Annotated in this window: 11 protein-coding genes; all 11 read right to left on the bottom strand. The window is 42.2% G+C overall.

What is annotated here, in order from left to right; translation table 11 throughout:
• Window positions 1-213: 213 nt before the first annotated feature.
• On the bottom strand, window positions 214-1,575 hold the full coding sequence (rlmD, locus tag CFT42_RS11880) for a 23S rRNA (uracil(1939)-C(5))-methyltransferase RlmD (protein ID WP_088816212.1): 1,362 nt from the start codon (window positions 1,573-1,575) through the stop codon (window positions 214-216).
• 47 nt (window positions 1,576-1,622) lie between these two features.
• Complete coding sequence (locus CFT42_RS11875) at window positions 1,623-2,378, bottom strand: hypothetical protein (protein ID WP_088810867.1); 756 nt, start codon at window positions 2,376-2,378, stop codon at window positions 1,623-1,625.
• A 106-nt stretch (window positions 2,379-2,484) separates the two neighbouring features.
• Complete coding sequence (locus tag CFT42_RS11870) at window positions 2,485-3,441, bottom strand: glycosyltransferase family 2 protein (protein ID WP_088810866.1); 957 nt, start codon at window positions 3,439-3,441, stop codon at window positions 2,485-2,487.
• A 30-nt stretch (window positions 3,442-3,471) separates the two neighbouring features.
• Window positions 3,472-4,416: a diacylglycerol kinase gene (locus CFT42_RS11865; protein WP_088810865.1), complete on the bottom strand. Its 945-nt coding sequence runs from the start codon at window positions 4,414-4,416 to the stop codon at window positions 3,472-3,474.
• Window positions 4,417-4,550: 134 nt separating this feature from the next.
• Window positions 4,551-5,981 carry an Asp-tRNA(Asn)/Glu-tRNA(Gln) amidotransferase subunit GatB gene (gene gatB / locus CFT42_RS11860; protein WP_088810864.1) on the bottom strand — a complete coding sequence of 477 codons (1,431 nt, stop codon included), beginning with the start codon at window positions 5,979-5,981 and terminating at the stop codon, window positions 4,551-4,553.
• A gap of 15 nt (window positions 5,982-5,996) precedes the next feature.
• The gene (gene gatA, locus CFT42_RS11855) at window positions 5,997-7,448 is read right to left on the bottom strand and encodes an Asp-tRNA(Asn)/Glu-tRNA(Gln) amidotransferase subunit GatA (RefSeq protein ID WP_088810863.1); all 1,452 of its coding nucleotides are present in this window, start codon (window positions 7,446-7,448) and stop codon (window positions 5,997-5,999) included.
• Between the two features lie 14 nt (window positions 7,449-7,462).
• On the bottom strand, window positions 7,463-7,756 hold the full coding sequence (gene gatC, locus CFT42_RS11850) for an Asp-tRNA(Asn)/Glu-tRNA(Gln) amidotransferase subunit GatC (RefSeq protein ID WP_088810862.1): 294 nt from the start codon (window positions 7,754-7,756) through the stop codon (window positions 7,463-7,465).
• 123 nt (window positions 7,757-7,879) lie between these two features.
• Window positions 7,880-8,998: a CamS family sex pheromone protein gene (locus CFT42_RS11845; protein ID WP_088810861.1), complete on the bottom strand. Its 1,119-nt coding sequence runs from the start codon at window positions 8,996-8,998 to the stop codon at window positions 7,880-7,882.
• A 3-nt stretch (window positions 8,999-9,001) separates the two neighbouring features.
• On the bottom strand, window positions 9,002-11,011 hold the full coding sequence (gene ligA / locus CFT42_RS11840; RefSeq protein ID WP_088816211.1) for an NAD-dependent DNA ligase LigA: 2,010 nt from the start codon (window positions 11,009-11,011) through the stop codon (window positions 9,002-9,004).
• A 15-nt stretch (window positions 11,012-11,026) separates the two neighbouring features.
• A complete protein-coding gene (pcrA, locus tag CFT42_RS11835) occupies window positions 11,027-13,222 on the bottom strand; it encodes a DNA helicase PcrA (protein WP_088816210.1) in 2,196 nt (731 codons plus the stop codon).
• 31 nt (window positions 13,223-13,253) lie between these two features.
• Window positions 13,254-13,952: a geranylgeranylglyceryl/heptaprenylglyceryl phosphate synthase gene (locus CFT42_RS11830; RefSeq protein ID WP_088810930.1), complete on the bottom strand. Its 699-nt coding sequence runs from the start codon at window positions 13,950-13,952 to the stop codon at window positions 13,254-13,256.
• Window positions 13,953-14,135 lie beyond the last annotated feature (183 nt).

Raw genomic sequence — 14,135 nt, 5'->3', positions numbered from 1 at the left:
CATTTTTCGGAAAATAACACAAAATAAGTAATTTTATATTGAAAACACTTAGCCCGATGATTCTTTTGTATCATCGGGCTTTTTTATAGCATAAAACTCACTAAAAAATATATTTATTCCTCGACTGGTAAAGAGAAACAAATGTTGTCAGCTCTTGCGCAGTGCCTGAATACGTCCTCTTTGCTTGCAATTTTATCCAACTTGAGACTCCTGTTATAATTCCAAAGATACGACATTTTCAATATGCGTCGTCATCGGAAACATGTCCACAGGTTGGACGGCTGAAACTTTATACCCGCCTTCGTTTAAGATGCGTAAGTCGCGGGCAAGGGTTGCTGGGTCACAGGATACGTAGACGACTTTTTTCGGTTTCATTTTTAAGATAGTGGCAAGCAATTTTTCGTCGCATCCTTTTCTTGGGGGATCGACGACTAGGACGTCTGCGGTAATCCCATTTTTATACCAGTTGGGGATAACGTCTTCTGCTTTTCCGGTTTCAAACGTGACATTCTCGATTTGGTTTAGCTTGGCATTTGCTCGCGCGTCAAGGATGGCTTGGTTTACGATTTCGACGCCGTAAACATGTCTTGCTTTTTTGGCGAGGCAAAGCGAGATGGAGCCAATGCCACAATAGGCATCAATGACGGTTTCATTTCCGGTTAAATTCGCTGCATCAAGCGCTTTTTGATAAAGGACTTCCGTTTGCTCCGGATTGACTTGGTAGAAGCTCCGTGCTGAAATTGCAAATTGAATCCCGTGAATGGTGTCTGTAATCGTATTTGGGCCATAAAGCGTGACCGTTTTATCGCCCAAAATGACGTTCGTTTTATTCGCATTGATGTTTTGGACGATGGAGGTGACACCTTGAACGCGTTTTTTAAGTTGTTCAAGGATAGCTGGTTTGTTTGGGAAATCAAGCGTGCGCGTGATTAAAACGAGCATGAGCTCACCTGATGTTTTGCCGACGCGCGTCATAATGTGGCGCAAATCGCCTTGGTGGGTTGCTTCATTGTATGGCTCCGTGTAAAATTCCGCGAAAACCGCACGTGCTTCTTGAATGGCCGCATCGCTTTTCTCATCTTGAATGAGGCACGTATCCATATCAATGATGTCATGACTTCTCTTTTGATAAAAACCTGCGCCGAGTTTCCCGTTCACATAACCGACTGGCACTTGCGATTTGTTTCGGTAGCGGAACGGTTTTGCCATTCCAATTGTTGGCAGGACTTCGGTTTCGAGTTTACCGACGCGCTTCATAAGCTGTTCGACTTGCCTTCTTTTAAACAAAAGTTGCCCTTCATAAGAGAGGTGTTGGAGCTGGCAGCCGCCGCATTTTTGGTACACGGGGCAAGGTGGTGTGACGCGTTCTGGGCTTTCTTTTTCGAAGCTTTCGATTCTTCCGAAACCATACTTTTTGTTCACCTTGACCACTTTTACACGGACTTCTTCGCCTGGAAGCGCCGCAGGTATAAATAGCGGATAGCCGTCGATTTTGGCGATTCCGCTTCCGTCATGAGTTAAATCCTCGATGGTTACAGACAGTATTTGGTTTTTCTTTAACATTTCGTTTGGCATCTGGCGTTCTCCCCATTCAAAAAGCAGAGCGAGTGACTGCCCTGCTGTTATTTGATAATATATTCAATCCCAATTGGCACAGAAACATTTACTTGTTTCGTTTCTGAAAAAATGAGCCATGAGTTTCGAGTAACGTTGAAATCATAAAAGAATGTTTTAGGATAGGCTGTGACCGTTTTAGCTTTCGCCTCAAACGAATCATCTAGCGCTAAACTTTCTGTTGTGATGTTCATTTGCAAAGCTTTTATGCTTTTTGTCGCCAGTTCATTTGAAAACTCGACGGGCACTAAAGATTTGGCAGTCACTTGATTTTTTTTGCGTGTTAAATTGATGGTTTCATTGCTCGTTTGGATTTCACGCGTGCCACTTTCAATTTGATAATTAGAGAAGCCATCGTAAGCATGATCCATAGGATATTTGAATTTCGAGTTATTGATATACTCCGCCACATTTGACGCAGCAATAACTAAGCGATATTCTTTAATCCCTTCGTACTTAGAATCTTCTTCTGAAAGTTGATTTAAAATTTCATGATTGGTGACATCGACAACTAAATTTCCGTTAGCTAATATATGAACCTCTGTATCTTTTTCGGCTGGTAAAAATGAAATGTCATCCGTTAATGGAATTGCTGTTTTCGTTGCAATCCACGATTTATTGCTTGCAATAAGCTCCGCTTCGCTTACTCTAGGTGTAATTTCCTCTGCTTGAACCTTCCAAACTACAAAAAGTGCGATAACAACTGAAAGGATGAATAGAGCACTTAGAAATAATGCTTTTTTGGGTCGGGCTACTTTTTCCAAGTTTGCTTCACCCACTTTCTATTTTTTGACTCTACCATTATACTGGCAAAACCAAAATAATACAATACCATGACAAAAAAGACATATTTTCGACTAATTTAAAGGGCTATTTCTTATATTTTACGGACTCTACTTTTTCTTCGTTATGACGGTCAACAAAATAGAGCGGACGTTGTTTCGTCTCGTTGAAGATTCGCCCTAAATATTCGCCAATAATTCCGAGTGAGAGCAATTGAATGCCGCCAAGGAATAATATTACGACCATAAGGGATGGGTAGCCACTTACACTTTCCCCAAAAAGAAGGGTTTTAATAAAGGTCCAAATCATGAAAATGAACGCAATAATTGAAATCAAAACGCCGCTAAGCGCTGAGAGTCTTAAAGGAGCCGTGGTAAATGATGTTATCCCTTCCATCGCTAAATTCATGAGTTGGAAATAATTCCATTTTGTTTGGCCGGCGCCGCGTTTGTCACGGTCAAATAAAATTTCTTTTTTGTGGAAACCTATCCAGCTAAACATTCCTTTTGTATAGCGTTGTGCCTCGCGAAACTCGCGCAGCGCATTCACTGCTCGGCGATCAAGCAATCTGAAATCTCCCGTATCTTCTTGGATAGGTACTTTCGTCAGCTTTTTAAGTAGTTTATAAAACTGTCTTGACGTCAGCTTCTTCATGGCACTTTCGCCGTCACGCGATCTTCGTTTTGCGTAAACATCGTCGTAACCTTCTTCCCAGTATTGAATCATTTCTGGGATCAGTTCAGGCGGGTCTTGCAAATCTGCGTCCATAATAATTACTGCATCGCTGTCCGCATAGTCGAGTCCTGCAATCATCGCAATTTCTTTACCAAAATTTCGACTTAAGTTAATATAGCTTACTCTTTTATCCTGTTCACGGAGCTTTTTTAAGATTTCAAGTGTATTGTCTTTACTTCCGTCATTTACAAACAAAATTTCGAATGAATAGTTTTGAATCGTATCTAAAGTGAGTAAGACTTGATCGTAAAACATGTTTAGAACCTGCTCCTCATTGTAAGCTGGGACTAGAATCGTTATTTTTTTCATTTCCGCTCTTTCTCCTATCATTTACCCTTTTTAAATTTGAGAATCCGCTTGTTTTTTGCTGTCTAAATCAGTTGCTGGAATGGCATGCACATCGGCAAAAAATTCGATATGTTGGTTTAAATTTTCAAATGTCATCGGTGTTTCTCCGCCAAGTTCTCCGTCAAGATTAATAAGCATTTTTTCTTCGGATGTCACAATGACTTTTTTCGATTTCACGTAGATGATATTCGGTTCCTTAATGTGGTCGCCGCGAAGGGCGAGCGTCACTAATCGAATAAATTCTGCTAAGTTCACTTTTTTCAAGATGATGAGGGAAAACTTGCCGTCGTCTAGTTTTGCGTCAGGTGCAATTTTTTCGAAGCCTCCGATAGAGTTCGTCAAGCCAAGTAAAAAGAACATCGCTTTTCCTTCAAAGACACCATCATCATATTCGACACGCACGTCCGTCGCTTTTAAAGAAGGGAGCATTTCAATCCCTTTCAAATAATACGCGAGTTGCCCAAGCATCGTTTTTAGCTTGCTTGGCACATCATAGGTTAGCTCCGTAATCCGACCGCCACCGCCAATATTAATGAAGTACGTTTCATTCGCCTTCCCAATATCCATCGCCACACTATCACCACGAGCAATGATTTCCGTTGCCTTCATAACGTCGCGCGGCACGTGTAGCGCCCTCGCAAAATCATTCGTTGTCCCAGTTGGAATGATGCCAACCTTTGGACGGTATTCTTGTTCAGCAATCCCATTGATGACTTCATTTATCGTTCCATCGCCACCTGCTGCGACGACTAAATCGTATTTTTCTTGCACGGCACGTCTAGCTTCACGTTCGGCATCACCTGGTTCTGGTGTTGTCGCATGGGCTGACGTTACATAACCGGCATTTTCTAAAACCATGAGCACATCTGCTAAATTCTTTTTTATGATTTCTCGTCCTGAAGTTGGATTATAGATGACACGGGCGCGCTTCGCCATGGAATTCATCCTCTCTCGCATAAAACTCATTACGTTTTATCTACAAATTTTCACTAACATTTTTATTATAGCAAAATGCGCCTTTTTTTAAAATAAAAAGAAGGGACTTTTTGTTGCCCCTCCTTCCAGTTTACTTAGCGCTTATTCATTTCGTCGATAAGTAATTTATTTACCATTGGCGGATTAGCTTGCCCTTTCGTTGCTTTCATCACTTGCCCAACTAGGAAGCCAACAGCACGATCCTTACCATTTTTGTAATCCTCAATCGATTGCGCGTTTCCGTCTAAAATGCCAGAAATGATGGCGCGTAATTCGCCTTCATCGGAAATTTGTACGAGCCCTTTCGCTTTGACAACTTCTTCCGCGTCCCCACCATTTTCGGCTAACTCACGGAAAACTTTTTTAGCGATTTTAGAAGAAATCGTGCCTTTTTCAATCAACTGAATCATCCCAGCTAAGTTTGCTGGCGTCAGCCCTGTTTCATGCAACTCTTTTTGCTCGGCGTTCAGGTAAGCGGACACTTCGCCCATAAGCCAGTTGGAGACCTGTTTTGCGTCTGCGCCTTCTTGTAAAGTAGCTTCAAAGAAATCAGACATTTCCTTTGTAAGTGTGAGCACCATCGCGTCATAGGTTGGCAAGCCTAGCTCGCTCACGTAGCGCGCTTGACGTTTGTCTGGAAGCTCTGGAATTTCAGCACGAATTCGTTCCATCCATGCGTCATCGATATAAAGATCGACTAAATCTGGTTCTGGGAAGTAACGATAATCATCAGAGCCTTCTTTCACGCGCATAAGTGATGTTTTACCTGTTGCCTCATCAAAACGGCGCGTTTCTTGTTCGATGATGCCGCCTGCCATGAGCACTTCTGCTTGGCGTTTTTCTTCATATTCAATTCCTTTACGCACATTATTAAAGGAGTTTAAATTTTTAAGCTCTGTTTTAACCCCAAATTCTTCTTGCCCAACTGGACGAATGGAAATATTCGCATCACACCGCATTGAGCCTTCTTCCATCTTCACATCGGATACACCCGTGTATTGAATGATTGATTTTAATTTTTCAAGATACGCGTATGCCTCGTCAGCAGAACGAATATCTGGCTCTGATACGATTTCAATAAGCGGCGTCCCTTGACGATTAATATCAACAAGCGAGTAACCTTTATTCGTATGCGTATTTTTCCCAGCATCTTCTTCTAAGTGAAGACGCGTAATGCCGATTTTCTTTTTGCGTCCGTCTACTTCAATTTCGATGTGCCCATGTTCCCCGATTGGCTTATCGAATTGCGAAATTTGGTACGCTTTCGGATTATCTGGATAAAAGTAGTTTTTGCGGTCAAACTTCGTATGTTTCGCGATGTCACAATTGATTGCCATCGCAGCTTTCATACCAAACTCAACTGCCCGTTTATTTAAAACAGGTAAAACGCCTGGCATCCCTAAATCGACCACCGTAGTATTTGTATTCGGTTCTGCACCAAAATGCGCCGGAGCAGAAGAGAAAATTTTGGATTCTGTTTTTAATTCAACATGGACTTCAAGCCCGATAATAGTTTCAAAATTCATGACTGCACCGCCTTTTTATAATGATGGTTTTACTTTATGAAAATCTGTTGCTTGCTCAAACGCATGCGCAACTTGATAAATTTGACCTTCTTTAAAATGATTGCCAATAATTTGTAAGCCTACAGGTAGACCGTCGCTTAGACCACACGGAACCGAAATCGCCGGAAGTCCTGCCAAGTTAATTGGAATCGTTAATAAGTCATTTTGATACATCGTAATTGGATCATGAATCATGCCATCAATATCAAAAGCAGTCGTCGGCGTACTTGGTCCAATAATGACATCGTAGTCCGCAAAAACTTTTTCAAAATCTTGCTTAATAAGCGTTCTCGCTTGCTGCGCTTTTTTGTAATACGCATCGTAATAACCCGAGCTTAGTGAATAAGTTCCGAGCATAATCCGGCGTTTTACTTCGTCGCCAAAGCCTTCTGAACGCGTTTTTTTGTAAAGCTCTTCAAGCGAATTCGCATTTTCCGTACGATAACCGTAACGCACACCATCAAAACGCGCTAAGTTCGAAGACGCTTCACTCGAGGCTAAAATATAGTAACTCGCTACCCCGTATTCAGAATGCGGCAAGGAAACTTCTTCCCAAGTTGCGCCAAGTTTTTCAAGTGTTTTTAAAGCTTCCATAACAGCGGTTTTCACACCAGGCTGTACACCATCGCCTAGGTACTCTTTTGGAACACCAATTTTAAGACCTTTTACATCACCCGTTAAGTATTCTGAGAAGTTTTCAACAGGCGCGTCAATCGACGTTGAGTCATTTTCATCTACGCCAGAAATTGCTTGCAGCAAGTAAGCATTATCCTCAACCGTCCGAGTAATAGGACCGATTTGATCAAGCGACGAGGCAAAAGCAATGAGCCCAAACCGAGAGATGCGGCCATATGTAGGTTTCATTCCGACTACGCCACAAAAAGCGGCAGGCTGGCGGATGGAACCACCTGTATCTGAACCGAGTGAGAAGAGTACTTCAGACGCGGCTACAGCAGCAGCACTCCCGCCTGATGACCCACCAGGTACTTTCGATAAGTCCCACGGGTTGTATGTTTTGTGGAAATGAGACGTTTCGGTCGATGAACCCATCGCAAACTCGTCCATATTTAATTTTCCGATGTTGATAACTTGGGCTTGTTTTAGTTTCCAGACGACAGTCGCATCATAAATTGGGTCAAAGTTGTATAAAATCTTACTTGCCGCTGTTGTTCGTAAGTTTTTCGTAACAATATTATCTTTAAGTCCGATTGGCAAGCCAGCGAGCATGTTTGCTGGATCAATGCCAGAATCGCCTAATTCTTCTGCGACGTCGAGCGCTGTTTCTTTGTTTAATGTTATAAATGATTGTACTTTATCTTCTACTGCCTCAATGCGGTCAAAAGATTCTTTCACCAAATCAAAAGGGGAAATTTCTTTTTTGACGAGCATGTCATGCAAGTTTTTTACTGAGTGTTCGAATAATCCCAAAATGAATTCCCTCCTTAATCCTCTAAAATCGTTGGTACTTTAAACATGCCGTCCTGTGTGTCAGGCGCGTTACGGAGTACTTTTTCACGTTTTAATCCCGGGTGAGAAACATCTTCCCGTAAAACATTTGAAACCTCAATTGCATGAGAAGTTGGCTCAACATTGGCTGTATTTAGCTGGTCCAGTTTTTCCACCATTTCAATAATATTGCCTAGTTGGCCTGCAAAAACATCTGCCTCTGCGCCAGAAACATCAAGCTTAGCTAAATTGGCCACTTTTAAAACGGTCTCTTTTGATATGTTCGTCAAGACGCCATCCTCCTTTTCGTTTTTTCCACTAATGGTAAAATTATATCATAGAAGCGACTATTCGGATATAAAAAATACCGGAAAACGTGAAAAGTTCCTAGCGAATGCTAGGAACTTTTTTAATTAATTATAAATGTGCGCGTTCGCTGCGCTGTCGCTTGGTTTGCGCGTAATTAATGCAGCAGGACCATCAGAAGTTGAAATGCTAACTTGGATATTCGCTTCTTTTGGTAAATGCTTGCCAATTAAATCGGTAACATATTGCGTGAAACCGATAATTTCCGCTTCCCCGTAAAATTGAAGGGGGATATCGACGTTTAAGTCTGCCATTTGGCCATCTTCATAACGTGCGCGTCCCACAACCCCAGTGAAGTTCGGATAGTATTTTTCAATATCGGCCTGGAAGTTTAAGAATGAATCATTGTCTGCCTTGTGGTCAGATTGTGCCTCTGCACTTGGCAAAACATAATTTTTTTCTTTGATTGTTTTAAAGTTGCCAATGTCATTGCCGTTTGTTGTTGCATAAGCGATATAATTCCCCGGGGCAACGGCATCACGTCGGCCTTGTTTATAAATGGCAATCGTGACGGGGACATTTTCTAGCCCTTTCGTTTGGCGAATTCGCGTTAAAATCGTTTGAGCCATTGCTTTTCCTTCTGATAACAATTTATCATCGCTAATCTCTTGCTCAAATGTGTCACCGTATTGTTCCTTTTGGTAATAATCAACGGAATTCATCGCGAGCGCAATGGATACACCACCGAGTGCGACCGTGTCTTTATCCGTTTTCTTCAAATAGTTTTGTTCTAAAATATGCGCTAAATAAATAGGATTACGGTTAGCACCGAAACCGTTATCTACTGGATTCAAACCGTCTTTATTTTTATCGCTTTTACGACTAAGCCAAGACGTTAACAATTCTTTATCCAAATATTGTCCTTCTTGGAAAAGGTAATCGTCCGGTGAATATTCATTTTGCGAAACACGCATTAAACCAGACTCTAATTCGTTAATGTCATAACGCGAATAAATATTCGATACAACGAGTCCTCTTGATTTACTCGCTTTATAGGGCAGAACCGTCTTATAGTAATTCTCAGAAATTTGATTTTTCGTCATAATTCCGGTTTCGCTTTTCTTTTCTTCGTCTTTTGTGACCACTTTCTCATCTGATGACAGTTTTGGGGCACAACCTGTGAGTACAAGTAGCGAAGCCAAAACGAGTATTAAATATTTTTTCATTATTTATAATTCACCCTCATCTGGTAAGTATTCCATAAGCTCTTCTTCCGACCAGACAGATATGCCGAGTTCATTTGCCTTTTCAAGCTTAGAACCTGCATCGCTGCCCGCAACAACAACATCCGTCTTTTTGCTGACGCTACCGGAAACATCGCCGCCAAGTTTCTCAATTAGGGCTTTCGCTTCGTTTCGCGTAAGCTGTTCCAATTTCCCAGTTAAAACTACCTTTTTCCCGGAAAAAACTAAGTCTTCCTCATCTTGCTCTTCGATGCGTGGACCTGTGTAGGTCATGTTCACGCCAGCCGCTTCGAGTTCAGCGAGCAGTTCGTGGACTTCTTCATTTTCGAAATAAGTGACGATGCTATCCGCCATTTTTTCGCCAATGTCGGCCGTATTTTGAAGGGTTTCCTTATCTGCTTTTCTGAGGGCGTCCATCGTGTCAAAGCGGAGTGCGAGCGTGCGCGCCGCCTTTTCACCTACGTGACGAATGCCAAGACCAAATAGCAATCGTTCAAGCGAATTTTGCTTGCTTGCTTCAATGCTCGAAAGCAAATTGGAAACAGATTTTTCTCCCATTCTTTCTAATTCTAACAGTTTTTCTTTTGAAAGGGAAAACAAATCTGCAACATCGGCAATGAGGTTGTGTGAAAAGAGCTGAATAATCACTTTTTCGCCAAGTCCATCAATATTCATTGCATTGCGCGATACAAAATGAATGAGCCCTTCTTTAATTTGCGCTGGGCATTTTGGATTGATACAGCGCAGAGCGACCTCTTCTTCGAGGCGAACAAGTTCGCTTCCGCAGTCTGGGCAAACTTTTGGCATGTGAAACGGCTCTTCTGCACCAGTTCGTTTTTCCGGGATGCTACGAATCACTTCGGGAATAATATCGCCTGCTTTTTTGATGACAACGGTATCGCCAACACGAATATCTTTTTCATGGATTAAATCTTCGTTATGAAGGGACGCACGGCCAACTGTTGTACCCGCTACTTGAACGGGTTCTAAAATAGCAGTTGGTGTGACAACGCCTGTTCGACCAACGCGAAGTTCAATATCAAGTAATGTCGTTTCGACTTCTTCAGCCGGGAATTTGTAAGCAATTGCCCAGCGTGGTGTTTTAACACGAGCGCCAAGCTCATTTTGTTGCGCCAAATCATTGACTTTAATGACAATCCCATCAATATCGTAATCGAGTGATGTTCGTTTTTCTGTCCACTTTTTAATATAAGCAAACACTTCATCCATTGTGCCGCAAACAGCGCGTTCTTTGTTCGTTCTAAGACCGAGTTCGCCGAGCATGTCCAAGCCATCGCTATGTTTTTTGACGCCCATTTCACCAAAATCAGCCACCGCATAAAGGAAAATATCCAAATTCCGCGATGCCGCAATTTTTGTATCGAGCTGTCTAAGCGAACCAGCCGCCGCATTACGCGGATTTGCGAACAGCATGAGGCCTTCTTGTTCGCGTGTTTCATTTAAGTTTTTAAATGATTTTTTAGGCATGAAAGCTTCGCCGCGGACTTCAATTGAAAAGTCGCGTTTTAGTTTCATGGGGATGGACCGAATTGTCCGCAGATTTGCGGTAATGTCTTCACCGGTTGTGCCGTCGCCACGAGTCGCGCCGCGCTTATAGCGACCAGCTTCGTATTCGAGTGAAACGGCAAGGCCATCAATTTTAAGTTCGCACATATATTCGCGGTCGTCGCCGACTTTTTCGCGTACACGGCGGTCAAAATCGAGCAGATCCTGTTCGTTAAATGCATTGGCCAAGCTTAACATTGGCGTTTTATGTGCCACTTTATCGAAGCCTTCTAAAACTTCACCGCCGATTCGTTGTGACGGTGAGTCACTTGTTATCCAATTAGGGTGCTTTTCTTCTAAAGCGATTAGTTCGTGGAGCAATTTATCATAGACAGCATCTTCTACGGTTGGCTTGTCTAGGGCATAATACTCGTAACTATACTGATTAAGTTCAGCGATAATTTCGTCGTATCTAGTTCTTTCACTCATGCTCTCTACCTACCTTTACACTTTTTCAATTGGCGCGAATTCGGCCAGTAATCGTTTAATTCCAGTTGGACTTGGGAAAGCGATATCGAGTTCCATATTGCTACCTTCCCCTTTTACGCTCACAACAGTTCCAGTTCCCCATTTTTTATGGGTCGCTTTGTCGCCAACAGACCAACCAACTTTTTCAGCACCGCTCGTTTGGTAATTCGCCACTTGTTTCGTGTTGATTGTGGAACGTTTGAACGGCACTTCTTTTAATTTATTTTCGTTGCCTGTTTCAAGCAAATCTTGTGGGATTTCGCCGATAAATCGGGATTCAACGTTGGCTGCTGAACGCCCAAAAATCATGCGCGAATAGGCGCTCGTTAAGAACAATTCTTCTTCTGCCCGCGTAATCCCTACGTAAGCTAAACGACGTTCTTCTTCCATTTCATCTTCTTCAAAAAGAGCGCGCGAATGTGGGAAAATGCCTTCTTCAAGGCCGACTAAAAAGACAACTGGAAACTCGAGCCCTTTTGCTGAGTGAAGCGTCATCAATGTGACCGCGCCAGTTTGCTCTAAGTCGTCTTCTAATTGATCCACATCGGCAACAAGAGCCAAGTCCGTTAGAAACGCGATAAGCGACTTATCTTCACTTTCTTTTTCGAAGTTTTGCGTAACAGAAAGGAGCTCGTCAATATTTTCGAGCCTCGTCTGCGCTTCAATCGTTCTTTCATTTTTCAGCATGTCACGATATCCCGTTTTATCCAAAACTTGCTCTACAAGCTCGGTTACAGAGAGAAATTCTTGCATTTGACTAAAGCCGCGAATTAAATCGTGGAATTCGACCAACTGTTTACTCGTTTTCGCGGGAATGCCGGCGAGTTCGATGCGATTTAACACTTCAAATAAAGTTAAGTCATACGCGTTCGCTGTACTTGCTATTTTGTCGAGCGATCCAGCCCCCACCCCGCGCTTCGGCACGTTAATGATGCGCGACAAACTAATGTCATCTTCATTGTTTGAAATGAGGCGCAAATAAGCTAAAATGTCTTTAATTTCTTTACGGTCATAGAATTTTGTGCCGCCGACCATCGTGTAGGCCATGTTCGATTTCATGAAGAATTCCTCCATGACACGCGACTGGGCGTTTGTTCGGTACAGAATTGCAAAATCAGATAATGGTCGATTTTTGTTTGCCACTTCTTCTTGAATTTTACTTACTACATAGGAAGCCTCTTCTTTTTCAGTGAGCGCTTTATGATAGAAAATTTTGGCGCCTTCGTCATTGCTCGTCCACAAATTTTTCGCTTTGCGGTTACGGTTATTTTCAATCACACGGTTTGCCGCTTCTAAAATCCGTTTTGTCGACCGGTAGTTCTCTTCAAGCAAAATCATTTGCGCCTTTGGATAATCCTTTTCAAACGACAAAATGTTGGAAATATCAGCACCGCGCCAGCCATAAATCGACTGATCCGAGTCCCCGACGACGCACAAATTCTGAAGTCTTGCCGCGAGAAGTTTCACGAGCAAATACTGCGCGTGGTTCGTATCTTGATATTCATCTACGTGAATGTATTGAAATTTTCGCTGATAGTACTCTAAAACATCTGGTACGCGCTCAAATAAGCGAATCGTCACCATGATTAAATCGTCGAAATCGAGCGCCTGATTCTTTTTCAATTTCTTCTCATACGCTTCGTAAACTTCTGCAACCATATTATCATAGTAGCCACTCGCCTCGCGCTTATACTCCGCCGCGTCCATCAATTCATTTTTCGCGTTGCTAATGGAAGCGAGTATCCCGCGTGGCTCATATTTTTTTGAATCAATATTTTTGTCTTTTAAAATACCTTTAATAACGGAAAGCTGATCGCTACTATCTAAAATTGTAAAATTGCGCTCGTAGCCAATTCGCTCGATGTCGCGCCTTAAAATGCGGACACACATGGAGTGAAATGTAGAAATCCAAATTGATTCCGCTACACCACCAAGAAGCCCGACAACTCGCGCTTTCATTTCGCGCGCCGCTTTGTTTGTAAACGTAATCGCCAAAATGTTATACGGATTCACTTCGCGCTCTTTGATTAAATACGCAATTCGGTGCGTTAAAACACGCGTCTTCCCACTACCAGCTCCTGCCATAATTAAAAGCGGTCCTTCCGTTGTTTCTACCGCCCTTTTTTGCTCCTTATTAAGTCCTTTTACAAGTTCTTCACTGTTTAATTGCATTTTTTATCCACCACCACACAAACATTTGTTCTTATTTTATCATATCTTCCTCGCACCTGCTAGCACGAGCTGAAACTTGCGCCGTAACAAGCGCTTCTTCTAAATCTTCATAAATTAAATTACCCACGATGATGACATCAGCCACTTCCGCCATTTCTTTTGCATCTGTAAGCGAGCGAATGCCCCCACCATACCATAATTTCGTTTCCTTAAGCACAGCTTTGACTGCCCGCAAAATTGTCACGTCACCAAACATGCCACTATATTCCACATAAAAAATCGGTAGGTGGAAAAAATGTTCTGCTAATTCAGCGTACGCCGCAACAGTTTCTGCTTCCAAATTGGTCAGCGCTCCGGTTTTAATCGCCGCTTTTGCCTCTGGATTTAAAATGACGTAACCAACTGGCGAAATACGCCTAAATGGGACGTGCGGTGCATATTCACGCAATAAGTCAACGTGTAAACCATGCGACCAAGTTGTATCAAGCGTATTTAAAACCATCGGAATTAAAAATTGGTCAGCCAGAGGTAAAATCATATCTGGCGTACTTATTTCCAAATAAAGTGGCAAGTCGGTTTCCATAAAACGTTCGTACGTTTCTGTGACATTTTCTAAAGTAATTCCATCTGTCCCGCCAATAATAAAACCATCTGTCTCACTTTGTAAGAGCATTTGAACCGCTTCATCAGACAATGGTTTGGCTGGATCAATCTTAAATAAATGACGCACACGCATAGACTCCCTTACTAAAATTCCAATTTTAATCGCTAGACTAATCTATTATAGCATTTGTTTGTTTTTCATTCATCTGTTCAAACGAGAATTTAACTTTTTTTGAACTTTTTCTAAAAACTTGCTTTAAATAAAAGACTTTTTTGATATGATTAACCTTACATCACTTTGAAAGGGGAA

The sequence above is a fragment of the Listeria goaensis genome (genome assembly GCF_900186125.1).
GTDB classification, from domain to species: Bacteria; Bacillota; Bacilli; order Lactobacillales; family Listeriaceae; genus Listeria; species Listeria goaensis.
Note: the sequence above shows the minus strand (reverse complement) of the source record. Positions and strands in the feature narration are given on the sequence as shown.